The organism is Rosenbergiella collisarenosi (genome assembly GCF_018494085.1).
Taxonomy (GTDB): Bacteria; Pseudomonadota; Gammaproteobacteria; order Enterobacterales; family Enterobacteriaceae; genus Rosenbergiella; species Rosenbergiella collisarenosi.
This window is the reverse complement of the sequence record NZ_JABBFP010000001.1, coordinates 505,990-531,829: the sequence shown is the minus strand read 5'-3', so window position 1 is coordinate 531,829 and position 25,840 is coordinate 505,990. Positions and strand designations below refer to the sequence as shown.

Genomic DNA, 25,840 nt, shown 5'->3' with positions numbered 1-25,840 from the left:
TTGAGATAAAAACCCTCTATCACCCCTATTTAACCATTTTTACCCACCGTAAAACTCATCATCATTCCCGTATCCTCATGCTCAAGCAAATGGCAATGGGCCATATAAGGCGCCTGTCGATCAGCCGTATGGGCAAATGAAACCAGCACCTGGCTCACTCCCCCCTCAACGCGCACCGTATCTTTAAGCCCTTGTCGATGGGCGGCAACAGGCTGATCATTCTCGCTAAGGATCCGATATTGAGTACCATGAATATGGAAAGGATGTAGCATCATGTCCCCTTCACCGCTGATTTCCCAAATCTCATGTTGGCCTTGCGGGGTTTGCCACGCGATATCCCCAACCTGGTAGGCCTTACCATTAATTTTATTCCCTTGGTGGAAATCATATGCCTGTTGAGTCTCCTGACCCGCTGACATAGCCATTCCCGACATATCATGGCCAGCGTGCTGCATCGTCGTATCATGAGCCTCAGACCTCGCTGAGGTATGTGGCATCGACATGCCGGCCATAGCTTGATGACCATAGCGCTGCATCAATTGCTGCATCCCTTCAGAGTCAAGTTGCTTGTCCATAGACAGGTTAATACGACGCCGCGTGAGGCCTTGTGTAGTGGGGAGAGCAGGCAACGAGGCCAATTGATCTGGAAGTTCACTCGCCCCGCCGATGCGTAAAGGTAAAATTTTCAATAGCGGTAGGGGTTGATCGAAAGGTGCAAGTGTCATCCCCATTTGGGTTACCGGTAAGGTTAGTAGATCGAAAGGCGTAGTATCCGTCAGTTCGATCATGACTTCGAACCTCTCGCCGGGTAGCATCGTCAAGTGTTCGATCTTGACCGGTTCAGCTAATAATCCCCCATCACTCGCGATAACATACATCGGACGACCGTGGCTAAGTGCCAGATTCATGGAGCGAGCATTGCATCCATTCAATAGACGTAGACGCACCCAACCGCTTGGGAGGGCGATTTGCGGATACTGGGTCCCATTAGTCAGCATCATGTCCCCAAACCAGCCGACCGCGGCGTGCATAATATCGAGTTGATAGTCGATATCGGTTCCGGCTGTTGTGAGTTTTTTATCCTGAAAGACGAGCGGAATATCATCTACGCCCCACTGTGAGGGGATTCGTAGCGTTTTAATATGTTCATCTTCGATGACCAACATTCCCGCAAGCCCTTTGGCCACTTGTAACCCCGAGGTCATATGCGGATGAGGATGATACCAACAGGTCGCAGCAGGCTGATCAGGCGTGAAGCTCACTTCGCGCTGCCCTCCCGCACGAATAAGCTCCTGCGGTCCACCGTCGACTTCTCCACCTACCACCAAGCCGTGCCAATGGACAGTCGTATCGACGGGGAGCTGGTTATGGATGCGGACTGAGACAGGCTGATTACGTTGCAGTTTGATAGTTGGACCTAAATAGCCGCCATTATAGCCCCAAGTTGCTACGGTATTTCCGTTCCAGACACTGCGCCCGGTCATCGCTGTGAGGTCAATGCGTTGATGAAGGTCGGGTTCCAATAAACTCGGTGTCGTGAGCAGCGGGCGTTGACCGACCATTGCCTCCCTACTCCATGCTGGTAATACTCCTGAAGCAACCAGAAGTGAACTTATTTTAATAAAATCTCGACGTTGCATACGTATTCCCTCTAAGTATCAAGCTGATGACGTTACGCTATTCCCTTAAGGGAAGGTCAAGTATTCTCTCTGTAAACATATCGTCATTGCTGCTAATTATGTGCTAACGTTTGAGAATATTAGTAGTGATGAGAATTCTCATGAAAACGTTAGCCAAAATACTGTTTTTTCCACTTTTCTTTCTACTGTCGAGCTATTGTTACGCGCTCGACGATTCACAGGCCGATGATATGGCTGATCTCACCGCCGTATTTATCTATCTGAAAAATGATTGTGGCTACCAAGACTTACCCGACCCGCAGATTCGTAATGCGCTCATCTACTTCGCGCGTAATAATGGCTGGAATTTAAGTAATTATAATAGCTTTAATATGCAACAACGTGGTGAAAACAGTTACGAGGATCTGCGAGGGATTCATATCGACGGTAAGCAAAAATGTCATCTGTTGGCAGAAAAAACGTTAGGCCTACTCGCCTTCGTAAATAAACAGTCTCATTAACGACAGAATTGGCGATAGGCGGCGACTAAGGCAAAGAAATCCTCGAACCCACAAAATGCGAGGGATTCTTGATCGTAGTAGCTCATCCCTTCGTCAAGTTCATCGATACTTATCTCGAGTAAGTTCGCTTGGATCATGACTTCATCATCACTTAATGCAATGGTGTATTCGCGTCCGGTATGTTGCCACTGTTGCTCTGTCCCTTTTAAAGTCGTCGCCGCCTTAACAACTTGGTCCAGCAACGCAGGGTCGGCATTGACCTCTTCGTTGAACCAGTGTCCGATCACTTCATGATCCATGGACATCTGGACACGAACATTCCCCTCAATATCTTTCACGAATTGATAATCCATAGTGACTCCTCTTCTCGTCGGGATCCAGGGATCCATATCGCCGCTATAACAATAAAAAGGGGAGCCGGTGGCTCCCCTTTCAGGTACGACTATTATTTCATAAGCTACCGATGATTACACCGCGCTTTGGAAAATAACTTCGTCCGCTTTAGAAGTGTATTGATTTAAGCGATCAAAGTTGAGGTAACGATAGGTATCCTCAGCACTCTTATCCACTTCGTTCATGTAGATCTGATACTCATCTGCAGTCGGTAATTTACCCAGAAGCGCCGAAACAGCAGCAAGCTCAGCAGAGGCAAGGAAGACGTTCGCGCCTTGTCCTAAACGGTTAGGGAAGTTACGCGTCGAGGTGGACACCACTGTAGCGCCCTCCGCCACACGAGCCTGGTTACCCATACATAATGAACAGCCAGGAATTTCTACCCTCGCGCCACTCTTACCGAATATACTGTAATAGCCTTCCTCGGTAAGTTGAGCCGCATCCATCTTGGTAGGCGGTGCAACCCATAAACGTGTCGGTAGTTGTCCTTTGAACTTGTCCAGCAGTTTACCCGCCGCGCGGAAGTGACCGATATTGGTCATACAAGAACCGATAAAGACCTCGTCGATTTTCTCACCTTGCACTTCAGAAAGCGTACGCGCATCGTCAGGATCGTTGGGTGCACAGAGGATAGGCTCTTTGATCTCAGAGAGGTCGATCTCGATCACCGCTGCATAGTCTGCATCAGCATCACCTTCAAGCAGTTGAGGATCCGCCAACCATTTTTCCATACCTTGGATACGACGCTCAATGGTACGACGATCACCGTAGCCTTCAGCAATCATCCACTTAAGTAACACGATATTTGAGTTGAGGTATTCGATGATAGGTGCTTGATCTAACTTGATCGTACATCCTGCAGCTGAACGTTCTGCTGAGGCGTCGGAGAGTTCGAAGGCTTGCTCAACCTTTAAGTCCGGTAAGCCTTCAATTTCCAAGATACGCCCGGAGAAGACGTTTTTCTTCCCTTTTTTCTCTACCGTTAACAGACCTTGCTTGATCGCGTATAGCGGGATGGCATGCACGAGGTCACGTAAGGTAATGCCCGGTTGGCGTTCGCCTTTAAAGCGCACCAACACAGATTCTGGCATATCTAATGGCATCACTCCTGTCGCAGCCGCGAAGGCAACAAGGCCTGAACCTGCAGGGAAAGAGATACCGATCGGGAAACGTGTATGCGAATCGCCGCCTGTCCCGACTGTATCGGGCAATAGCATACGGTTTAGCCAGCTATGGATAATACCGTCACCAGGGCGCAGTGAAACGCCGCCACGATTCATAATAAAATCGGGTAATGTATGGTGAGTCTGCACATCAACCGGTTTTGGATAGGCCGCAGTATGGCAAAATGACTGCATGACCAAATCTGCCGAGAAGCCAAGGCAGGCGAGATCTTTAAGTTCATCTCGGGTCATAGGGCCAGTAGTATCTTGTGATCCCACTGAGGTCATTTTCGGCTCGCAATATTCTCCAGGACGGATCCCTTCGACTCCGCAAGCTCGGCCTACCATTTTCTGTGCTAATGAATAACCACGAGTAGTGGTTTCTACAGGTTTGGGGCTACGAAATACATCGCTAGCAGGCAGGGCTAAGGCCTCACGCGCTTTCGTTGTCAATCCGCGTCCAATGATCAGTGGAATACGGCCGCCTGCACGAACTTCATCGAGCAACACTTCTGTCTTAAGCTCGAAGCGAACCAAGACCTCATCGGTACCGTGACGACAGATTTCACCTTTATACGGATAGATGTCAATCACATCACCCATATTCAGATCGTTTACGTCAACCTCGATCGGTAAGGCCCCTGCATCTTCCATAGTATTAAAGAAAATCGGCGCGATTTTCGTTCCTAAAACAACGCCACCGCCCTTCTTATTCGGTACATGGGGAATATCGTCGCCCATAAACCAGAGCACCGAGTTAGTGGCCGATTTACGCGAAGAACCGGTTCCGACAACATCACCGACATAGGCCAGTGGGTGACCCAATGCGGCGAGCTGTTCGATCTGCTTAATCGGGCCAACGTTACCTGGCTCGTCAGGAATAATTCCTTCACGCTCATTCTTTAACATCGCGAGTGCATGAAGAGGGATATCGGGACGAGACCATGCATCGGGTGCGGGGGAGAGATCATCGGTATTGGTTTCACCCGTTACTTTAAATACAGTAACTGTGATTTTCTCTGCGAGTTCAGGGCGAGCTTTAAACCACTCCGCTTCCGCCCATGATTTAAGAATTTGCTCAGCGTAAGCGTTGCCTGCTTTTGCCTTCTCTTCTACATCATAGAAGTTATCAAACATTAAGAGTGTATGAGACAGGGCTTTAGCTGCCAGCGGTGCGAGAGCCTCGTCTTCAAGTAGCTCAATAAGCGGATGGATATTGTATCCACCTTGCATCGTTCCCAATAACTCGGTGGCTTTCTCACGAGATACTAGTGGGGAGCTGGTCTCACCTTTGGCAATTGCCGCTAGTAATCCTGCTTTGACATAGGCGGCTTCATCTACACCAGGCGGAACACGGTTAACTAATAAGTCGACCAGAAATTCTTCTTCCCCCGCAGGTGGATTTTTGAGTAATTCTACTAGGCCAGCCATTTGGGTTGCATCTAAAGGCTTAGGTACAATCCCTTGGGCAGCACGTTCAGCAACGTGCTCACGGTATTCTTCTAGCACGACATTCTCCTCGCTCACATTGTTATAGCTTTTCAACCCTCTACTACCGATAAATTATCTTCTTTTTATAGGTTTTTGATGGTCGGTTTAGCCCACTGAGAATAGCAGTATTTTTATACTTTGTTAATCTGTTTACAAAAACACAACATAATCACTACCTAATAAAAAGCACTTCCACGATAAAAATAACCTTTTAGGGCAAGGTATTAGAGAATAATGCTGTCTTGCCATATGCAGAAGTCCTTCAATAAGAGAACGCTTCGCACAATCCTTACTTGAGAAACGCACTCTTTTATAACATCATCCTCTAGGTTTAACAGCCGTTGAGTGCTTTAACGCAGCATTCTGGTCAATAAAAAAGCGAAAAAAAACCGCAATATTGCTATTGCGGTTTATGATCGTTACCCAGTGGGAGAACTACTTCTTCTTCGCCTTAGGGTTAGGAAGATCGGTAATACTTCCTTCGAAGACTTCAGCAGCAAGGCCAATGGATTCATGGAGTGTCGGGTGAGCATGGATAGTCAAGGCGATATCTTCCGCATCGCAGCCCATCTCAATGGCTAGGCCAATTTCGCCAAGCAGCTCGCCACCGTTGGTCCCGACGATCGCTCCGCCGATAACGCGATGTGTCTCTTTATCAAAGATCAACTTCGTCATGCCATCTGCACAGTCAGAAGCAATCGCTCGACCCGAGGCTGCCCACGGGAAGGTTGCGGTTTCGTAGCTGATCCCTTGCTCTTTGGCTTCTTTCTCAGTGAGACCGACCCAAGCAACTTCTGGCTCAGTGTAGGCGATCGATGGGATAACCTTCGGATCAAAGTAATGTTTCTTACCAGCGATCACTTCGGCTGCGACATGGCCTTCATGAACACCTTTGTGAGCCAGCATCGGTTGCCCGACAATGTCACCGATAGCATAGATATGCGGTACATTGGTACGCAGTTGCTTATCGACACGGATAAAGCCACGCTCGTCGACATTCACACCCGCTTTCTCGGCATCAAGCCCCTTACCATTCGGTACACGACCGATAGCGACTAGGACTGCATCGTAACGCTGTGGCTCGGAAGGCGCTTTTTTACCTTCCATCGTGACATAAATTCCGTCTTCTTTAGCGTCGACAGCGGTCACTTTGGTTTCAAGCATTAGATTAAATTGCTTACTAATACGCTTAGTAAATACTTTAACAACGTCTTTATCTGCCGCGGGAATAACTTGATCGAACATCTCTACCACGTCGATCGACGATCCCAATGCGTGATAGACAGTAGCCATCTCTAGGCCAATAATACCTCCGCCCATCACCAGCAAACGCTCAGGAACGGTAGTCAGCGCTAAGGCATCCGTAGAATCCCATACACGTGGGTCATCGTGCGGAATAAACGGTAGCGTGATCGGACGAGAACCCGCCGCGATAATAGCGTTGTCAAAGTTAATAGTGGTCGACCCGTTTTCACCGTCGACAGACAGGGTGTTAGCGCCGGTAAATTTACCCAGGCCATTAACGACCGTTACTTTACGGCCTTTTGCCATACCCGCGAGGCCACCGGTTAATTGGCCAATAACTTTATCTTTCCAAGAGCGAACTTTATCGATATCAGTCTCAGGCTTACCGAATACGATACCATGCGCCTCAAGGGCTTTCGCTTCTTCAATCACTTTTGCGACATGTAACAGCGCTTTAGATGGAATACATCCGACATTCAAACAGACTCCACCAAGAGTGCTGTAACGCTCAACCAGTACGGTTTCTAAGCCTAAATCGGCGCAGCGAAATGCTGCAGAATATCCTGCAGGACCGGCTCCAAGTACCACAACTTGGGCTTTAATCTCTGTACTCATCATGACCTCTTATTCGATTCTCCGGGGGTGATAGCGCAATACCCTCTGCTGCGTTAGTTTCCCGGAACCTATGTAGTGCAAGAGTTTACATAATTGTTAAAATTGTGCAAACGGGATTGCGTAAAGGTTAGTTGTTTTGAAGAATAGCGCATTATTTCTCAATAACACCAATGCCCTACTCCCTAATAAGATTAAGGCCGGCAAATGCCGACCTCAAGATATTACATAACTAGACGACGAATATCGCCAAGCACTTGACCTAGATAGGAGATAAAGCGCGCGCCTTCTGCGCCATCAATCACTCGGTGATCAAACGAGAGTGAGAGTGGCAGCATTAAGCGTGGCGCAAACTCTTTTCCATTCCAGACAGGCTTCATCGACGATTTAGAAACACCCAATATCGCCACTTCTGGAGCATTAACGATTGGCGTGAACGAGGTTGTCCCTAGGCCGCCCAAGCTGGATATTGTAAAACAACCACCTTGCATATCGGATGCAGTCAGCTTTCCAGAACGCGCTTTTTTGGAGATTTCCATCAGTTCACGAGAAAGCTCGATAATACCTTTCTTGTTAACATCGCGGAATACGGGTACGACCAAGCCGTTCGGTGTATCTACCGCAACACCAATATTGATGTATTTTTTCAGCGTCAAACGTTGAGCATCTTCAGATAAAGAGCTATTAAAACGCGGATAAGCCTCCAGCGCCTTAGCGACCGCTTTCATAATAAACACGACTGGCGTGATTTTAACGTCCAGTTTTTGTTTATCGGCTTCAACGTTTTGTTGCTTACGGAAAGCTTCTAGCTCGGTGATGTCGGACTCGTCGAAGTGAGTAACGTGTGGGATCACCATCCAGTTGCGGCTGAGGTTAGCACCAGAAATTTTCTGAATACGCCCTAATTCCACTTCTTCTACTTCGCCAAATTTACTAAAGTCTACCTTCGGCCAAGGCAGCATTCCAGGAAGGCCACTTGCCGCCGCAGGTGCTGCATCCGCACGTTTTAACGCATCTTTAATATAAGACTGAACGTCTTCTTTAACGATACGTCCCTTACGACCAGTCGCTCTAACCTTCGCTAAATTAACACCAAACTCACGTGCAAGACGACGAATGACCGGCGTCGCGTGGACATAGGCACTATTTTCCGCGAACTCGTCCTTCGCCGTAGGCGCAGCAGTCGGAGCAGCCTTAGCGGGTTCTGAGGTCGACGCAGACGGTTTTTCTGGCGCAGGTGCAGGCGCTTTTTCAGCGGCTGGGGCATCGCTGCTGAAGACCATAATGGCAGAACCGGTACTGATTTTATCGCCAACCGCTACTTGAATTTCGGTAACCGTACCCGCGAAAGGTGCAGGCACTTCCATCGATGCTTTATCGCCCTCGACGGTGATCAGTGACTGTTCCAGTGAAACCTTATCACCGACTTTCACTAGGATTTCCGTTACTTCAACTTCGTCTCCGCCAATATCCGGGACGTTAACCACTTGGCTAGACGCTGCTGTCGTTGCGCCAGGCGCAGACTCTTCTTTCGAAGACGTGCTAGCAGATGCTGCGGCTTCACCCGCAACCTCAAATATCATAATTAACGATCCGGTGTTGACCTTATCGCCAGTACTCACTTTGATCTCTTTGACTTTACCAGCAAAAGGCGCAGGCACTTCCATTGAGGCTTTATCGCCTTCAACGGTGAGTAGCGACTGTTCAAGTTCAACGGTATCGCCAACCTTCACCAGGATCTCGGTGACTTCCACTTCATCACCACCGATATCCGGTACCATCACCTCTTTTGCCGAAGCAGAAGCCGGGGCCGGAGCAGAGGCTTTCTCTGCAGCGGGTTGAGCTGCCTCTGGGGCTGCTGCATTTTCTTCATTTTCGAAGATCATGATAAGTGATCCCGTTTCGACTTTATCACCCGTCGCAACTTTAATCTCTTTAATCACGCCTGCCTGAGGTGAAGGCACTTCCATTGAGGCTTTATCGCCTTCAACAGTAAGCAGAGACTGTTCGACTTCAACCTTGTCTCCAACCTTAACCAAGATCTCGGTGACTTCGACTTCGTCAGAACCGATATCCGGAACTTTGATCTCAATTGACATCTACTCTTACCTCTTATGCCAGACGTGGATTGACTTTGTCTGCGTCAATATTAAATTTCTTAATCGCGTCGACAACCACTTGTTTATCAATTTCGCCACGTTTAGCCAGCTCGCCTAATGCAGCGACTACTACATAGGAGGCATCAACCTCGAAGTGATGACGTAGGTTTTCACGGCTATCTGAACGCCCGAAACCATCGGTTCCTAATACACGGTAATCGCTTGCTGGAACATAAGTACGGACTTGTTCAGCAAATAATTTCATATAATCCGTTGAGGCTACCGCTGGCGCATCGCTCAATACTTGAGAGATATAAGGTACACGTGGCTCTTCTGCCGGGTGTAACATGTTCCAACGCTCACAATCTTGGCCATCGCGAGCCAACTCGGTGAACGACGTCACGCTATAAACATCTGAACCGACGCCATAATCTTCTGACAGGATTTTCGCTGCTTCACGAACATGACGAAGGATTGCGCCAGAGCCTAGCAGCTGGACTTTACCTTTGTTGCCTTCCAGCGTATCCAGCTTATAGATACCTTTACGAATGCCTTCTTCCGCGCCTTCAGGCATCGCAGGCATATGGTAGTTTTCGTTTAGGGTCGTGATGTAGTAGTAAACGTTCTCTTGCGCTTTACCGTACATACGCTCTAAGCCGTGCTGCATAATGACGGCAACTTCGTACACATAAGCAGGATCGTAAGAGATACAGTTTGGAATAGTGAGCGACTGAATATGGCTATGACCATCTTCGTGCTGTAGTCCTTCACCATTGAGGGTCGTACGGCCCGATGTCCCACCAATTAAGAAGCCACGTGCTTGTTGGTCACCCGCTGCCCAGCAGAGATCGCCGATACGTTGGAAACCGAACATTGAGTAATAAATATAGAACGGGATCATCGGCAGGTTATTAGTACTATAAGAGGTCGCTGCGGCCAACCACGAGGCGCCTGCACCTAACTCGTTAATACCTTCCTGTAAAATCTGTCCTTTCTCGTCTTCTTTGTAATAGGCCACTTGCTCGCGGTCTTGCGGGGTATATTGCTGACCATTCGGGCTGTAGATACCAATCTGACGGAAAAGTCCTTCCATACCAAAGGTACGCGCTTCATCCGCTAAGATCGGAACAAGACGTTCTTTGATAGATTTGTTTTTCAGCATCACGTTCAAGGCACGAACGAAGGCGATAGTCGTCGAGATCTCTTTGTTCTGCTCTTCCAATAATGATTGGAATTCGCTCAGCGCAGGCATCTCGAGCTCTTCAGTAAATTCGGCTTGACGCGTTGGCAGGTAACCGCCTAAGTTTTCACGCTGCTTATGTAGGTATTTGTACTCTTCAGAGTCTTCAGCGAAGGTCACAAAAGGAAGTTTTTCAAGGTTTTCATCGGCAACCGGAACATTGAAGCGATCGCGGATATAACGCACGCCTTCCATGTTCATCTTCTTCACTTGGTGCGCAATGTTTTTACCTTCCGCCGTTTCGCCCATGCCATAACCTTTAACGGTATGAGCAAGGATCACTACTGGTTTATCTTTAGTATCTTGCGCTTTCTTAAAGGCTGCGTAGATTTTCTTCGGATCGTGACCACCACGGTTAAGGGCCCAGATCTCGTCATCAGTCATGTCTTTGACCAACGCCGCTGTTTCTGGATAACGTCCAAAGAAGTGCTCACGAACGTAGGCCCCATTGCGTGACTTAAAGGTTTGGTAATCACCGTCGACGGTTTCGTTCATTAATTGGATTAGCTTACCGCTAGTATCTTTACGCAGCAATGCATCCCAACGGTCGCCCCAAATCACTTTGATCACTTCCCAACCAGCGCCGCCAAAGATCCCTTCTAATTCATTAATGATCTTGCCGTTGCCTGTAACGGGTCCATCGAGACGCTGTAAGTTACAGTTAATCACAAAGACCAAGTTGTCTAACTTTTCACGCGTAGCAATAGTGATGGCGCCTTTAGATTCAGGCTCATCCATTTCACCATCGCCCAAGAAGGCATAGACGGTTTGCGCGGATGTCTCTTTCAATCCACGGTGTTCGAGATATTTTAGGAATTTAGCTTGGTAGATGGCGCTCAGCGGTCCCAGGCCCATTGATACCGTCGGGAACTGCCAAAAATCAGGCATTAATTTAGGGTGCGGATAGGAGGAAAGACCTTTACCGTCCACTTCTTGACGGAAGTTGTTCATTTGATCTTCAGTCAAACGTCCTTCAAGGAAAGCACGCGCATAGACGCCTGGGGAAATATGGCCTTGGAAATAAACGAGGTCACCCCCATCCTTTTCAGTACGCGCACGGAAGAAGTGGTTGAAGCAGACTTCATAGATAGTCGCTGACGATTGGAAAGAGGCCATATGACCACCCAGTTCCAAATCTTTTTTGGAGGCACGAAGTACGGTCATAATCGCGTTCCAGCGAATCGCTGCGCGAATACGGCGCTCTAAGCTGGTATTGCCTGGGTAGTTAGGCTCTTCTTCCGTCGGAATAGTGTTAACGTAGTCTCGGATCGCCGATCCAGTTGCTACACTTACACCACCATTGCGAGCCGCATTCAATACTTGATCGATCAAATACTGTGCGCGTTCAACACCTTCTTCACGGATGACCGATTCAATCGCCTGTAGCCAGTCGCGAGTTTCAATCGGATCCACGTCATTATGTAGACGGTCTGACATGGGGTATTCCTTATCTGTGTCTGTACATTGAAATTAATATCGTTGCTAGGTAAAGGCCTTAATGCCAATACCCACTCTTTATACCTAGGTGACTCAATTTTTTCTTTGCTGTAAACGCCGTAAAGAGCGCTCACGCCGAGACTGCTCTCGGTTTCTCTCCAATAAAATCTCTTCAAGAAAAGCCAGATGCGAGTTGGATTCTTCACGGGCTTTTTCAGGCTGTCGTGCGATGATTGCTTGATAAATCCGAGCACGATGCCCACTGACTTTCGCTAGCATATCGCGGCGAGAGTAAAGTAATTCAAAGTTAGAACGTACATTCTGCTTGAGTATTGGCCCCATTGCACGAACCAGATGGAGCAGAACCACATTATGCGCGGCTTCTGTGACTGTTATTTGATAATCGATCACTGCATCAGCTTCTGCGTCTAGGTCCCCGCTCTCTTGAGCATGTTGAATCGCCAGATGATAATGCGTAATTCTCGACAAATCGTCTTCCGTCCCCCGCAAAGCAGCGTAGTAAGCGGCTATCCCCTCGAGAGCATGGCGCATTTCGAGCAGGTCATATTGCGATTCGCTATGCTGTGCCAATAAGCCAATTAGCGGGTCACTGACGCTTTGCCATAAACTTTCTTGCACATAGGTCCCGCCACCATGGCGACGGTGCAATAATCCTTTTGCTTCCAAACGTAAAATAGCCTCCCGTACCGAAGGACGAGAGACATCAAATTGTCGAGCCAGCTCACGCTCTGGAAGTAGCTTTTCTCCAGGTCGCAATGACCCTTCCATAATCAGAGACTCTAATTGCTGCTCAATGACATCAGAAAGCTTAGGCTGCCTGATTTTACTATAAGCCATCATACCTGTAGTCATTCTTACTCTTCTAAATTGGTCATACCAATTTCCCACAAGGTGGCTTAAGCTAACAAAACATTTACCGACTGTCTATGTTACGTTCACCAAAGTACGAGTTGGATCAAAAAAACAGGGAGCAACTTTTCTCAATTATCTTTCACGCCTCTAAAAGCTATGCGTCTGCACACCGAAAAATCATCGCGCTATCAAATCGTACATTAACGCCAATAGACACTATAACTCTCCGTATTTTCTCCTAATAGCGCCCTATTATCCATGCTGAATGATCAAAATATAGAATATTCTAAATGAGAGTTTTTCACTCCTTATGTGATTCAGCCGCTGATAACGAATAATTCCTTAATTTCAACGTAGTAATTCTGCCCCATAACCCCGTAAAATAAATGACACAGTCTGTCACATTCTCCTTACAGCCTGAAATTAGGTATAAGAACACTACGCGAGAGGAATTTATGAGCGAGCAACAAACAGGTTCGTTAAAACGGGGGCTGAAAAATAGGCATATCCAGTTGATTGCCTTAGGAGGAGCAGTTGGTACAGGATTGTTTCTAGGTTTAGCTCAAACAATCAAGATGGCTGGCCCTTCAGTGCTGCTCGGTTATGCTATTGGTGGCCTTATCGCCTTTATGATTATGCGCCAGCTGGGGGAAATGATTGTTGAAGAACCTGTCGCCGGTTCTTTCAGCCATTTTGCCTACAAATATTGGGGGAGTTTCGCCGGGTTTGCCTCAGGTTGGAACTATTGGGTCCTGTACGTATTGGTCGCGATGGCTGAACTATCGGCTGTAGGGCTCTATGTCCAATACTGGTGGCCTGAGATCCCAACTTGGGTCTCTGCCGCAGTCTTTTTTATACTCATCAACGCTATTAACCTCGCTAACGTAAAAATTTACGGTGAATTAGAGTTCTGGTTTTCAATTATTAAAGTCGTCGCGGTTGTCGCAATGATAGCTTTCGGTACTTGGCTACTGTTAAGCGGACAGGGTGGCCCGCAAGCATCCGTGACCAACATATGGGCACAGGGTGGGTTCTTCCCACACGGCGTAACAGGCTTGATAACCGCAATGGTCATCATTATGTTCTCGTTCGGCGGACTCGAACTGGTCGGTATCACCGCTGCGGAAGCGGCTGACCCACAAACAAGCATCCCCAAAGCAACCAATCAGGTTATTTATCGCATCTTAATTTTTTACATGGGATCGCTTGCGATTCTGCTTTCACTCTACCCATGGACAAAGGTTATTGAGGGGACAAGTCCTTTCGTTTTAATCTTCCATGAGCTCGGCGATAAGCTCGTTGCCAATGCATTAAATATCGTTATCTTAACGGCGGCACTCTCTGTTTATAACAGCTGTGTCTATTCGAATAGCCGTATGCTGTATGGCTTGGCGAAACAAGGTAATGGCCCCAAAGCACTGCTTAACGTCGATAAACGGGGAGTCCCCTACGTTGCCCTGGGTTTTTCTGCCTTTGCAACCGCTCTCGTTGTACTGCTGAACTACTTGATGCCGGGCGAAGCATTCGGACTATTAATGGCGTTAGTCGTCTCAGCGTTAGTGATTAACTGGGCGATGATTAGTCTTGCTCATATGCGATTTCGCAAAGCGAAAATACGCCAAGGCATTACTCCGCGCTTCCCTGCACTCTTCTACCCGCTGGGTAACTGGATATGCCTAATCTTTATGGTAGCAATTCTTGGAATTATGCTCACCATCCCGGGTATGGCTATTTCAGTATGGTTAATTCCAGTTTGGGTCGCGATTTTAGCTATTGGCTATCTGATTAAGAATAAAACAACCCGCTAACGATAAGGGGGGGCTATCCCCCCTTACTACAGGATAACTCCTGCCAATGTCAGGACTGCCGTTATCAACACAATGACGAGTGTGATACGTTTCGCTAATGCGACAGCAACCCGGGGCATTTCCACCTTATCTTTACACGGTTCCCGCTCTAATGAGAACTGAGCTAAAACCGATAATACGTGATACGGCTTATGTCGAATATCGGTCATGAAGCGCCCCCATGCCGGCAAAGCCTTTTCACCGTGACCAAGAAATGCGTAAGCCAAACCTGCAACTCTCACGGGTATCCAATCAATCCAGAACAATAAAACATCTACACCAGACTGCTCACGTTGTTGTCGGTCTTGCTTGGCAAGCCATCCCTGCCATGCACGCAGAAAGGCGTAGCCTAATAAAAAAACCGGCCCATAGCTTGCGCCTACCACAAACCAAAAAAGTGGGGCGAGGTAGAAGCGGTAATTTATCCATAGCAGCGCATTTTGTAGCTCGCGTAGATAGAGTTTATCCGTAATGGTGCTCGACATAGGATGGATCGTACTAAGCTCTTCAGCCATAGCCTGATGCCCCGTCACATCCTGTTGATTGGCGGAGTGTAAATAATCGCGATAATGTTGTCGGCTTTTTCCAGCGCCAATACATAACACTCCCACTACTATCCATACGATCAGTGATAGAACCCCGAATACTAGCCCCTCGATGGCATGTAGAAACAACGTAAATACTAACATGATCAATACTACTAATCCGATGGTACGCACCAATGAGAAATGATGTAGTCGACGAAAAAGCGGCTCAAGCCGATGCTCTAACTGCCAGTGCTCCCCCCACTTGAATAGCCGCTCGCAAATAAGAACGAGTAATAGCGTAAATAACGTCATGGATTAACTCTACTCCCTTAAATAATCAGTATGCGGTAATGAGTGAATGAAAATGGCGCCAATCGAAAGCGGCTCCCGGATCGGTTTTACGGCCTGGCGCGATATCAGAATGCCCCGTAATATCCTCATATTTCAACCCATAGTATTTTACAAGCGACTGCGTAATTTGACTCAATGCCTGATATTGTTCCTCGGTATAGGGAAGATCGTCAGTACCTTCTAACTCTATGCCAATCGAAAAATCGTTACAGTTCTCTACCCCTTGGTAGCACGACTGCCCGGCATGCCACGCTCGCTTATCGAAAGGAACGTATTGCACTATCTCTCCTTCGCGGCGAATTAAGCAATGCGCCGCAACGCGTAACCCTGCAATATCCGCAAAGTAGGGGTGTTCGTCTGCGCAGAGAGTACCCGTGAACAGTTGGTCGATATAATCACCGCCAAACTCACCTGGGGGTAAACTGATATTATGAACAACCAGTAAACGAGGAGTGACGCCTTCAGGTCGTTCGTTGTAATGGGTAGAGGGGACTCTACGCGCAAGCGTTAACCAATGTTCTTCTATTGCTAGCATGCTAGTCACGTTTACCACTCAATTACGTGGCCCTTTTATTAGACAAGATTGGCTAAGAATGAGCCAGATTTCCTTCAAGATTAGCATAGGTACTTCAAGATAACTCACAAGCTTTATGCAACTCTTTTCGAAAAGAGCCTTAAGGCTGTGAGAACTTACCCTAGATTGATTATCGTTGTTTCTTACGCACAAAATTATCCTTAATCATGGCGCCTCAATCACTTGAGGACGACGTCATGGAACAAGGGTTTACGTTAATCGAATTAATGATTGTTATCGCAATCATCGCCATATTAAGTTCCTTAGGCATCCCCGCTTATCAAGGATACCTACAAAAAGCAGCGCTTACCGATCTACTCCAAGTACTTCAACCTTATAAAATCGCTGTTGAACTCTGCGCGCTTGAAAAAGGACAACTCGACGTTTGCCAGGCCGGACAGGAGGGTATTCCACTACCTCGAACTACCCGTTATATCTCGGAATTAACGGTTAACAATGGGGTAATACGTGCACAAGGCACTAATACGCTAAACGGCCTAAACGCCGAGCTAATCCCTATACTGCAAGCTGAACAAGGAGCATTGAGTTGGCAACGACGATGCCAAGCCACTAACTCAACACTACGTGAAAACTGTGAACGCCAGCTACGTTACGACGATAGGGAGAGTAAGCCATGAATGCAGAGACTAGCTACCTTAAAGGCTTCTGTGACAATCACCCTGCATGCGTCCTTAAGGAAAATAAGGATAGTCTATGTCTAATCGCGATGACGCCGCCTACTAAAGACGAATTCGAGCAACTCTCCTTTGCCTGCCAAAAAAAAATCGAAGTAAAAGTCATCTCTGCGCATGAATATAAGGCCCAATACGGCTCAGTCACACTCCCCCCTGTCTTACAAAAAGTTATTAATAGTGAGGAGTCGGCAACAACAATTGAATATTGTCATTCAATTCTTCGCCAAGCTATTGATCAAAAAGCTTCCGATATCCATATTGAGCCCCACTCTCATGGCGCAAGGATCCGCTTCAGGGTAGATGGTGTCTTACATATTTTTGGTGAACTGACTTTAGCGGAAGTGAGTGCCATTGAAAGCCGCTTTAAACTACTTGCGGGCGTAGATATTGCAGAAAACCGCCGCCCGCAAGATGGACAATTAACCTTTGCCTTGCAAGGTAGTGAATACTCCTTTCGTATAGCAACATTACCCACGCGGTTTGGTGAAAAGGTGGTTCTGCGACTGTTAGAGACTTTTCGCGGTGATTTGGCACTGGAGAACCTCGGTATGCCAACCGGGCAGCTAGGTTTGGTTAAAGTAGCGTTGGATTCTCCACAGGGATTAATTATTGTCACCGGGCCTACGGGGAGTGGGAAAACAACCACGCTTTACAGTGCTCTCAACTACCTAAATAGCCCAGAGCGTAATCTTTGTACCGTCGAAGACCCGATTGAAATGGTGGTCACAGGAACAACTCAGACACAAATCAACCTGAAAGCTGGCCTTGATTTCGCTACCATTCTTCGAGCCCTATTACGCCAAGACCCCGATATCGTCATGATTGGTGAAATCCGTGATAACCAAACGGCTGAAATCGCCATAAAAGCCGCACAAACAGGCCATCTAGTCTTAAGTACATTACATACCAATTCCACCGTGGACACCCTAAGTCGATTAACACAGATGGGGATTGCTGGATATCTCACTGCTAGCGCCTTGAAGCTTATCATTGCACAACGATTAGTACGGCGTTTATGTGGCTATTGCCGACGTCTATCCCCCGAGCCACTTCCCTCTCACTTTCCACTGCAAACCTTCGAACATTGGCTTGCTACAGGGTGCGAACGTTGTAAGTCTGGTTATTTAGGTCGCCATGCTTTATTCGAGCTACTTCCTATCAGTAGCTCGCTGCAATATGCCATTATCCAGTACGACTCTCCCCATCATATTCGTAGGCTGCTTCAAGAGCGTAATGTACAAAATCTTTTTGAGATCGGTCTTGCTGCCGTAGTACAGGGAATAACGACTTATCAGGAGGTGTTACGGATAGTCGGGGAAAACGATGCAGCAGCTTAAACTCTATCATTGGCAAGGGATAACCCTGCAGGGTGAAAGTTGTGACGGTCATCAGCTGGGTGTATGTCGACAAGATATAGAACTGCAACTACTAACAGATAGCATTATCCCTTATCACATTAAAACTAAGCGAAACCATACCTTGAAGGGATGGTCTGGAAAAACACTCATTGTCTTCTTTCAACAACTCGAGTCCATGCTTAATGCTGGACTCACCCTAGCAGTGTGTTTAGAGCTATTAATGAGTCATCCACCCTCACCTGTATGGCGAATTATTATCGAATTGCTATTAAAAAAAATCGTATCAGGAGAAAAACTATCGCAGGCCTTAGCGCAGTGGCCTCAAATATTTCCGCCTACAGTGTCAGCCCTAATTAGAGCTGGAGAATTCACTGGCCACCTTCCCGATAGCTGTCTGCAAGTCGTCAGGGTACTAAAGCAGCAACAAGTGCTGCACGACGAGTTAGTGGCTGCCCTGCGCTATCCCTGTATCACTCTATTCTTTCTTATCATCACGACGTGCGGGCTTTTAGTCTTCGTCCTTCCAGAATTTGCCCTGATGTACCAGTCACTAAATGCACCGTTACCTCGCTTTACGCAGCTAGTGATACAGCTCGCTCACTCGTTTAATACAGTACTTCCGTATTTATTTCTGATCGGTGTCATCTTTCTATTAGTCGCCCGTTATATCGACCCTAAATATCCTGAATGGCAATTAGCGCGTCATCGCTGCGTACGACACATCCCGCTGTTAGGAGAGTTATGGCAACATCGTCATCTCTCTTTATTATTTTCTACCTTATCGAGTACGCAGCATTCAGGCCTCACATTACTCGATGGCCTACATCTAGTTACGAATATCTTTAGCTCGCCACTATGGAAACAGAGGATCGAGGAAATTTATCGAAGGTTACATACCGGTGAAAAGTTATCAGCAGCAATGGCTCACTATTCTGAGTATCCACCGTTATCGCTATTATTGGTAAGGTCTGCAGAGGAAACTGGGCAGTTGGAGAAAACCTTCAGTCAGTTAGCCACCTGGTATTCGCAGCAGGCTTCAGTGTTAAGCCGCCGACTCACCCAGCGTATCGAGCCTATCATGCTGGGGCTAAGTGGTGGTTTGGTCGGGTGCATTGTGATAGCCATGTATTTACCTATCTTCTATTTAGGTGAGGCCTTGGGTTAAATCGTCCCTCATTACCAAGGTTTACACCTCTTCATATCCCCTTCATACTCAAGGTAATTACCCGTCGTAAATATTGTTAAGAGTGAGACGACAGAACATGACCTATATTGTGGCGTTAACAGGCGGTATCGCGAGCGGTAAATCCACCGTAGCCGATCTTTTTGCAGCAAAAAATATCGCTATTATTGATGCCGACGTCATTGCCCGTGAAGTCGTCGAGCCTGGACAACCAGCCCTAGTCGCAATGAAAGAACGTTTTGGTCAGACAATTCTGCTAGCGGATGGCACGCTTGATCGTAAACAACTCCGTAGTATTATTTTTTCCGAAGCCCAACATAAAACATGGCTAAACGCATCACTCCACCCGCTAATCCAGCAAAAAACCCAACTACAGATAGCCCAATGCTCTGCCGAGTGGTGCTTATGGGTAGTTCCACTACTTGTTGAAAATCAACTCCAACATCTCGCGCAACGCGTAGTAGTGGTAGATAGCGATGAGGCGCGACAGATCGAACGCGTGTGTAAACGTGATAATGTGTCTCACCAAGAGGCACTAGCCATAATTCGAGCACAAGCGACACGCGAGCAGCGACTCGCTATCGCTGACGATATCATTGATAACAATTTATCCAAAAGCGCTCTCGACGAGAAAGTCTCTCAGCTTATTTTGGCCTACAATCAATTAGCGGCAGATTATAAAGGGCGTCACCTATGACACACTCGTCGATCATATTTGAATATCCACTCAATGAAAAAATGCGCAATTGGTTACGAGTCGAATATTTACTCCAACAACTGGTCGCGTCTAAAAACGCACATTCACCTGAAGCGTGTTTACTCTTTCTACGAACCCTCACCGAGCTACTTGATATTTTTGAGCGTAACGAATTACGTGCTGATTTACTAAAAGAACTTGAAAGGCAACAAAGTAAGCTACAACAGTGGTTAATCGTACCCGATATTGATACACAAGCCGTTCACTGCCTCATTGATGAATTGAGCGCGCATGGGCAGAAGATGAATACCGTCCCTAAATTTGGTAGTACTTTCAAGGAAGACCGGTTTATAGGCCAAATTCGCCAGCGACTCTCGATACCCGGCGGCTATTGCAATTTCGATACACCTACGCTTCATTTGTGGCAACATCTACCGATTGAAAAGCGCCAAGCGCAGCTTGATCACTGGTATGCGGGTTTGGAACCCCTTCATCTCAGCCTACAAACCCTTTTACACCTTATCAGGCAGAGTGGACGTTTCAACGAATTACAGGCTCATCAAGGATTTTTTCAGAACGCCGCCGAAGATAAAAATCTACTGCGTATCCTGCTGTCCAGCGACGATGAAATTTACCCACAAGTCTCAGGCCATAAAGCGCGGTTTTCAATTCGCTTTTTTCCGTTAGAAAACGATGATAGAGTCCCTGAAATTTTACCGTTTCAACTCGCTTGCTGTTAAGAGGTCCTATGCAACCCGATGTCACTACTGTTAATTGTCCGCAATGCCAAAAAGAGGTGATTTGGGATAACCTAAGTCCTTGGCGCCCTTTCTGCTCCAAGCGCTGCCAAATGATCGATCTTGGCGAGTGGGCCGCCGAAGAAAAATCGATTGCAGGTCAACCTACGCATTTTGACCATGAGGCCTGGAGCGAGCAAGACCCAGAATCTTAATCGATGATAGCTACAAATCACCCAGTACGAGTCGATTAACCATCTCGATATTTGCCGGCGGAAACTCGTCGGCCTTCAGGTCTACTTGACTGACCCAGCGTTGAGGCTGCCCTTCTTTACCCCAAGGCTCACCCTGCCATTTCTCCACCAGATAGAAATAAAGCGTAACGCTTACCTCTTGGTAGGTATGGCTGGCCGTTCCGACAGCTTGAGCATCCACCACGGTAATTCCCGTCTCTTCCATCAATTCACGAGTGAGTCCATCTAAAGCCGTCTCACCAGACTCAATTTTACCACCGGGAAACTCCCACTTATTGGCCATGTGGGAGGTAGAAGCCCGCTGGGTGAGAAAAATTTCTTTTTTATCATTGCGGATGATGCCTACGGCAACATGGAGATTTTTCATCATTAACTTCCTTACTGAACAATAAAAAGGCCCATGTTTCCATGGACCTTTTCTGTTAATTACCAACTACCGAGAAAGGGCTACGCTAAACGACCATGGCACTGTTTATACTTTTTACCTGATCCACACGGACATAAGTCGTTGCGTCCGACTTTCCGCTCTCCTTCCTGGCTCGCGAGCTCATTCGCCGCAGCGGTTTCATCATCAACATGACTGAGCTGTTGCTGTTCTGCTAGGCGTTCCGCTTCCTCGCGGAACTGCTGTTCCATGGCATCGACCTCTTCCGGCATCCGTACCTGAACTTTGCTTAATGTACTGACGACTTCGTACTTCAGCGCCTCAAGCATGCTGGCGAACATGGCAAACGACTCACGCTTATATTCTTGCTTAGGATCTTTCTGCGCATATCCGCGTAAATGGATGCCCTGACGCAAATAATCCATCGCGGCAAGGTGCTCTTTCCACAGAGTATCCAGCGTCTGCAACATAATGCCTTTTTCGAAGCTACGCATCGTCTCGACGCCAACGGCAGCTTCTTTATCAGCATACTGTTGCAAAGAGCTCTGCAGAATACGTTCGCGCAGTACTTCTTCGTGGAGTTCTGGTTCTTTATCCAACCACTCGGTCAGAGGCAGATGCAGTTCAAAATCGGTACGTAAGCGCTCTTCAAGACCTGTAACGTCCCACATTTCTTCCAAAGATTGTGGTGGGATGAATTGACTGATAGTCGAGCTTAAAACGTCTTCGCGAATACTGTTGATAGTTTCACTCACATCAGAAACATCCAACAGCTCATTACGCTGAGAATAAATGGCCTTACGTTGATCGTTCGCTACATCGTCGTATTCTAATAACTGTTTACGAATATCAAAGTTACGGCTCTCAACCTTGCGTTGAGCGTTCGCGATCGCCTTGGTCACCCATGGGTGCTCAATCGCTTCGCCCGGTTTCATCCCCAACTTACGCATCATTCCAGACACGCGGTCAGAGGCGAAGATACGCATTAAGGCATCTTCCATTGAAAGGTAGAAACGTGATGATCCTTTATCGCCCTGACGACCTGCGCGTCCGCGAAGCTGGTTATCGATACGACGTGATTCGTGACGCTCTGTACCAATAATATGTAACCCGCCAGCCTCTAGTACTGCATCATGGCGAATTTGCCAGGCCTCTTTGATCGCCGCGATCTCAGCATCGGTAGGATTGGAAAGCGCGTCAACTTCGACATGCCAACTTCCGCCTAACATAATATCTGTACCACGTCCGGCCATGTTGGTAGCGATGGTTACCGCACCAGGCTGGCCAGCTTGGGCAATAATATCGGCTTCGCTGGCATGGAACTTCGCGTTTAATACGCTGTGCTTAATACCTGCGCGCGCGAGAGCATCGGCCACAACTTCCGATTTTTCGATCGAGATGGTACCAACCAGTACCGGTTGACCACGAGACGTACAATCCTTGATATCTTCAATAATCGCGTCGATTTTTTCTTTCTCAGTCATATAGACTAAGTCTGCATTGTCTTTACGGACCATCGGGCGGTTAGTCGGGACAACGATAGTATCGAGCTTGTAAATGCTACTAAACTCGAAGGCTTCGGTATCAGCAGTACCTGTCATACCGGCAAGTTTTTCGTAGATACGGAAATAGTTTTGGAAAGTAATAGAAGCCAGTGTTTGGTTCTCGTTCTGGATTTCTACGCCTTCTTTCGCTTCGACGGCTTGGTGTAAACCTTCTGACCAGCGTCGACCTTGCATGGTACGGCCCGTATGTTCGTCGACGATAACAACCTCACCGTCTTTCACGATATAGTCTACGTCACGCGTGAAGAGCACGTGAGCGCGCAGCGCCGCGGTAACATGGTGCATCAACATGATGTTAGTCGGCGAGTAAAGTGACTCTCCCTCTTGCATCACATTTTGGGCAACCATCAGCTGCTCAATTTTGACTAGACCACGCTCAGTCAAATGAACTTGACGCGCTTTCTCATCGACCGAGAAGTCCCCCTCACCTTGGAAAGTATCAGAGTCTTCTTTATCTTGACGTACCAGATGAGGAATAATTTTATTAACTTGAATATAGAGTTCAGAACTATCTTCAGCCGGGCCTGAAATAATTAACGGCGTACGCGCTTCATCGATCAAGATGGAGTCCACTTCATCGACTAAAGCGTAGTGCAACTTACGTTGGACGCGCTCTTCAGGGCTAAAAGCCATGTTATCGCGCAGATAGTCGAAACCATATTCGTTATTGGTCCCGTAGGTGATATCTGCCGCATACGCTTCGCGCTTAGCAGGTGATTGCATACCCGGTAAGTTGATCCCGATGGTTAGACCCAGAAACTCAAATAAGGGACGGTTATTCTCAGCATCACGCTGGGCGAGATAGTCGTTAACAGTCACGACGTGAACGCCCTTACCGCTGAGCGCATTAAGATAAGCTGGAAGGGTCGCCGTTAGGGTTTTACCTTCACCCGTACGCATCTCGGCAATACAACGCTCATTAAGTACCATACCGCCCAATAATTGCACATCGAAATGGCGCATATTAAAGACACGTTTACTCGCTTCGCGGACGGTGGCGAAGGCTTCTGGAATTAAACTTTCTAGGCTCTCGCCTTTTTCCAAGCGCTGACGAAACTCATTGGTTTTCGCTTTAAGCTGGTCATCGCTTAACGCGATATAGTCAGGCTCCATTTTGTTGATAACATCAACCACTTTACGCATACGGCGTAACGTCCGGTCATTACTACTACCAAAAATTTTCGTTAATAACTTCATTACCATGATTATAAATTCTCTATTTTGACAACCAATCTACGATCCTAAATACCTATATTTTTTATTAAGTTGGTATAGGTCCGGCGCGGATCCCCTGAATTTGGGCTAACCAATGTCCGGCGGAGAAAACTCGAGGCCGTTCGATCACTAGACGTTGACAGGTAAGCCGTCTTATTTTAAGCGCGGCGGCTGAAGTCAATAGTGTGATTAAGGAATAGAGTACAACTAAGCGTTTAACCGTAAGCTGTGCATAGCTAGATTCGGCGTTTGACGTCCTCGGAATTGAGAATGAAAGATGACGAATGACGGTGCGTAAGGTTTGCTGCTGCCAGAAATTTTGGACATACGTCGGACGTAAAATACGGTCATGTAGACGTATGATAGGGAAGATGCGTGCTTGTGGGGAAATCGAAAGTCTATTACATAGTGTGGCGTCGTTCGCTGCTGATAAAAGACCTGTTGTAAAAGGCAGACCGAACCCTGCCGCGACTATCCCTAATAAGAGATGCGGCCATAGGTAACGTTTTCCCAGTTGTCCCCAGCGCGAAATCAAACCAATCACAATTCATCCATTGATATTGAAAAAATATCTTCTCTTATCGTTATTAATGACAGCTGAAGTCTATTCTCGGTTTTCCACCTTGCAGATGACGATGATAGTAGCATCAATCCACTCATGCCACACTAACGATTACACGATGTCGCCGAAAAAGCAGTTGAGCGTACAGATTTCATGCAAAAAAAAGAGCCAGCTGAACGGAGGAATCAGCTGGCTCATCTTAGGTGACGGTATTAACCGTAACGATACTATTAAGCGAGAACGAAGTTTTTCAGTTTAAACGCCTGCGGAATTTCAGCTTCATTTTCGAAGGTTGCCCACTCGAAAGCTTCTTGATTAGCTAAAACCGCTTGCAGCAGTTTATTGTTTAAGCCATGACCTGATTTATAGGCAGAGAAAGCACCAATCATGTTATGGCCACACATAAACAAATCACCGATAGCATCTAGCATTTTGTGACGTACAAACTCGTCGTCGAAACGTAGACCATCTTCGTTCAACACGCGGAAGTCGTCCAATCCGATCGCACAGTCAAGACTTCCACCCAGGCACAGGCCACGAGACTGTAGTTGTTCGATATCGCGCATGAACCCAAAGGTTCTTGCACGACTGATCTGGCTAATGAACGCTTCTGTTGAAAAATTCAAACGATAGTTCTGAGAACTGGAGTCAATAGCGGGATGCTTAAAGTCGATAGTAAAATCGAGTGAGAACCCATTATGAGGTTTCACTTCGGCCCACTTATCGCCATCTTCGACGCGTACAGCCTGCTTAACGCGCAAGAATTTCTTCGCGCTATTTAGCTCTTCGACACCTGCATCAAGCAATAGATGGACGAAAGGGGCTGCACTGCCATCCATGATAGGAATTTCAGGTGCATCGACTTCAACAATAATGTTATCAATCCCTAATCCTGCCAAAGCAGAGTTTAGGTGTTCGACCGTAGAAATACGGATTCCTTGGTCATTGATAAGGCAAGTACTAAGCATCGTGTCGCGCACAAATTTAGCATCAGCCGGGAAATCAACCGGTGGATTCAAGTCAGTGCGGCGATAGATGACCCCAGTATTTGCTGGCGCAGGCCGCAGGTTCAGCGTCACTTTCTTGCCGGTATGTAAACCGACCCCAGTGGCCTGAACAATACGTTTTAATGTCCTTTGTTTGATCATCGTATCAATCTCGCAAAAATTACTGTTTCCAGACGGGAATATACCCCAT

Annotated in this window: 21 protein-coding genes; 8 read left to right on the top strand and 13 right to left on the bottom strand. The window is 47.3% G+C overall.

Features of this window, described 5'->3' with window-relative positions:
• Positions 1-29: 29 nt before the first annotated feature.
• Entirely contained in the window at positions 30-1,640 is a 1,611-nt protein-coding gene (gene cueO, locus HGT70_RS02335; RefSeq protein WP_214194785.1) for a multicopper oxidase CueO, read from the bottom strand.
• A 140-nt stretch (positions 1,641-1,780) separates the two neighbouring features.
• On the opposite strand from cueO, the gene HGT70_RS02330 reads away from it, so the two are divergent.
• The gene (locus HGT70_RS02330; RefSeq protein WP_071431587.1) at positions 1,781-2,140 is read left to right on the top strand and encodes a YacC family pilotin-like protein; all 360 of its coding nucleotides are present in this window, start codon (positions 1,781-1,783) and stop codon (positions 2,138-2,140) included.
• Here HGT70_RS02330 and HGT70_RS02325 read toward each other — a convergent pair.
• The 6 genes from HGT70_RS02325 to pdhR all read right to left on the bottom strand — a co-directional run bounded on the left by HGT70_RS02325 (position 2,137) and on the right by pdhR (position 12,678).
• Positions 2,137-2,493 carry a YacL family protein gene (locus HGT70_RS02325; RefSeq protein ID WP_214194784.1) on the bottom strand — a complete coding sequence of 119 codons (357 nt, stop codon included), beginning with the start codon at positions 2,491-2,493 and terminating at the stop codon, positions 2,137-2,139. The genes HGT70_RS02330 and HGT70_RS02325 overlap by 4 nt on opposite strands.
• 114 nt (positions 2,494-2,607) lie before the next feature.
• On the bottom strand, positions 2,608-5,205 hold the full coding sequence (gene acnB, locus HGT70_RS02320) for a bifunctional aconitate hydratase 2/2-methylisocitrate dehydratase (RefSeq protein ID WP_071431591.1): 2,598 nt from the start codon (positions 5,203-5,205) through the stop codon (positions 2,608-2,610).
• Positions 5,206-5,622: 417 nt separating this feature from the next.
• On the bottom strand, positions 5,623-7,047 hold the full coding sequence (gene lpdA, locus HGT70_RS02315) for a dihydrolipoyl dehydrogenase (RefSeq protein WP_214194783.1): 1,425 nt from the start codon (positions 7,045-7,047) through the stop codon (positions 5,623-5,625).
• Positions 7,048-7,268: 221 nt separating this feature from the next.
• The gene (gene aceF, locus HGT70_RS02310; protein WP_214194782.1) at positions 7,269-9,143 is read right to left on the bottom strand and encodes a pyruvate dehydrogenase complex dihydrolipoyllysine-residue acetyltransferase; all 1,875 of its coding nucleotides are present in this window, start codon (positions 9,141-9,143) and stop codon (positions 7,269-7,271) included.
• Between the two features lie 13 nt (positions 9,144-9,156).
• The gene (aceE, locus tag HGT70_RS02305; RefSeq protein WP_214194781.1) at positions 9,157-11,820 is read right to left on the bottom strand and encodes a pyruvate dehydrogenase (acetyl-transferring), homodimeric type; all 2,664 of its coding nucleotides are present in this window, start codon (positions 11,818-11,820) and stop codon (positions 9,157-9,159) included.
• Positions 11,821-11,913: 93 nt separating this feature from the next.
• On the bottom strand, positions 11,914-12,678 hold the full coding sequence (pdhR, locus tag HGT70_RS02300; protein ID WP_071435057.1) for a pyruvate dehydrogenase complex transcriptional repressor PdhR: 765 nt from the start codon (positions 12,676-12,678) through the stop codon (positions 11,914-11,916).
• Positions 12,679-13,148: 470 nt separating this feature from the next.
• On the opposite strand from pdhR, the gene HGT70_RS02295 reads away from it, so the two are divergent.
• The gene (locus tag HGT70_RS02295) at positions 13,149-14,501 is read left to right on the top strand and encodes an amino acid permease (RefSeq protein ID WP_071431599.1); all 1,353 of its coding nucleotides are present in this window, start codon (positions 13,149-13,151) and stop codon (positions 14,499-14,501) included.
• 26 nt (positions 14,502-14,527) lie between these two features.
• Here the strand turns inward: HGT70_RS02295 and ampE are convergent, their stop codons facing one another.
• Both ampE and ampD read right to left on the bottom strand, forming a co-directional pair.
• Positions 14,528-15,379, bottom strand: coding sequence for a beta-lactamase regulator AmpE (gene ampE / locus HGT70_RS02290; protein WP_214194780.1), 852 nt, complete (start codon positions 15,377-15,379; stop codon positions 14,528-14,530).
• Positions 15,380-15,404: 25 nt separating this feature from the next.
• Positions 15,405-15,953 (bottom strand): 1,6-anhydro-N-acetylmuramyl-L-alanine amidase AmpD, encoded by a 549-nt coding sequence (gene ampD, locus HGT70_RS02285; RefSeq protein ID WP_214194779.1) that lies wholly within the window; start codon positions 15,951-15,953, stop codon positions 15,405-15,407.
• Between the two features lie 236 nt (positions 15,954-16,189).
• Here ampD and ppdD point away from each other — a divergent pair, with 236 nt between their 5' ends.
• The 6 genes from ppdD to yacG all read left to right on the top strand — a co-directional run bounded on the left by ppdD (position 16,190) and on the right by yacG (position 20,877).
• Entirely contained in the window at positions 16,190-16,630 is a 441-nt protein-coding gene (gene ppdD, locus HGT70_RS02280; RefSeq protein ID WP_071434195.1) for a prepilin peptidase-dependent pilin, read from the top strand.
• Positions 16,627-18,024, top strand: a complete 1,398-nt coding sequence (locus HGT70_RS02275; protein WP_071434193.1) for an ATPase, T2SS/T4P/T4SS family — start codon at positions 16,627-16,629, stop codon at positions 18,022-18,024. The genes ppdD and HGT70_RS02275 overlap by 4 nt, the downstream gene beginning before the upstream one ends.
• Positions 18,011-19,210 (top strand): type II secretion system F family protein, encoded by a 1,200-nt coding sequence (locus HGT70_RS02270; RefSeq protein ID WP_214194778.1) that lies wholly within the window; start codon positions 18,011-18,013, stop codon positions 19,208-19,210. Before HGT70_RS02275 ends, HGT70_RS02270 begins: the two co-directional genes overlap by 14 nt.
• A gap of 97 nt (positions 19,211-19,307) precedes the next feature.
• Positions 19,308-19,925 (top strand): dephospho-CoA kinase, encoded by a 618-nt coding sequence (gene coaE / locus HGT70_RS02265; protein ID WP_214194777.1) that lies wholly within the window; start codon positions 19,308-19,310, stop codon positions 19,923-19,925.
• Positions 19,922-20,665: a cell division protein ZapD gene (gene zapD, locus HGT70_RS02260; protein WP_071434187.1), complete on the top strand. Its 744-nt coding sequence runs from the start codon at positions 19,922-19,924 to the stop codon at positions 20,663-20,665. Before coaE ends, zapD begins: the two co-directional genes overlap by 4 nt.
• A gap of 8 nt (positions 20,666-20,673) precedes the next feature.
• Positions 20,674-20,877, top strand: a complete 204-nt coding sequence (yacG, locus tag HGT70_RS02255; protein WP_071434185.1) for a DNA gyrase inhibitor YacG — start codon at positions 20,674-20,676, stop codon at positions 20,875-20,877.
• Between the two features lie 10 nt (positions 20,878-20,887).
• On the opposite strand, the gene mutT is transcribed toward yacG, so the two are convergent.
• The 4 genes from mutT to lpxC all read right to left on the bottom strand — a co-directional run bounded on the left by mutT (position 20,888) and on the right by lpxC (position 25,791).
• Positions 20,888-21,283 carry an 8-oxo-dGTP diphosphatase MutT gene (gene mutT, locus HGT70_RS02250; protein WP_071434183.1) on the bottom strand — a complete coding sequence of 132 codons (396 nt, stop codon included), beginning with the start codon at positions 21,281-21,283 and terminating at the stop codon, positions 20,888-20,890.
• Positions 21,284-21,363: 80 nt separating this feature from the next.
• Positions 21,364-24,069 carry a preprotein translocase subunit SecA gene (gene secA / locus HGT70_RS02245; protein WP_214194776.1) on the bottom strand — a complete coding sequence of 902 codons (2,706 nt, stop codon included), beginning with the start codon at positions 24,067-24,069 and terminating at the stop codon, positions 21,364-21,366.
• A 58-nt stretch (positions 24,070-24,127) separates the two neighbouring features.
• Entirely contained in the window at positions 24,128-24,625 is a 498-nt protein-coding gene (secM, locus tag HGT70_RS02240) for a secA translation cis-regulator SecM (RefSeq protein WP_071434179.1), read from the bottom strand.
• Between the two features lie 248 nt (positions 24,626-24,873).
• Positions 24,874-25,791: a UDP-3-O-acyl-N-acetylglucosamine deacetylase gene (gene lpxC / locus HGT70_RS02235; protein ID WP_071434177.1), complete on the bottom strand. Its 918-nt coding sequence runs from the start codon at positions 25,789-25,791 to the stop codon at positions 24,874-24,876.
• Between the last annotated feature and the right edge of the window lie 49 nt (positions 25,792-25,840).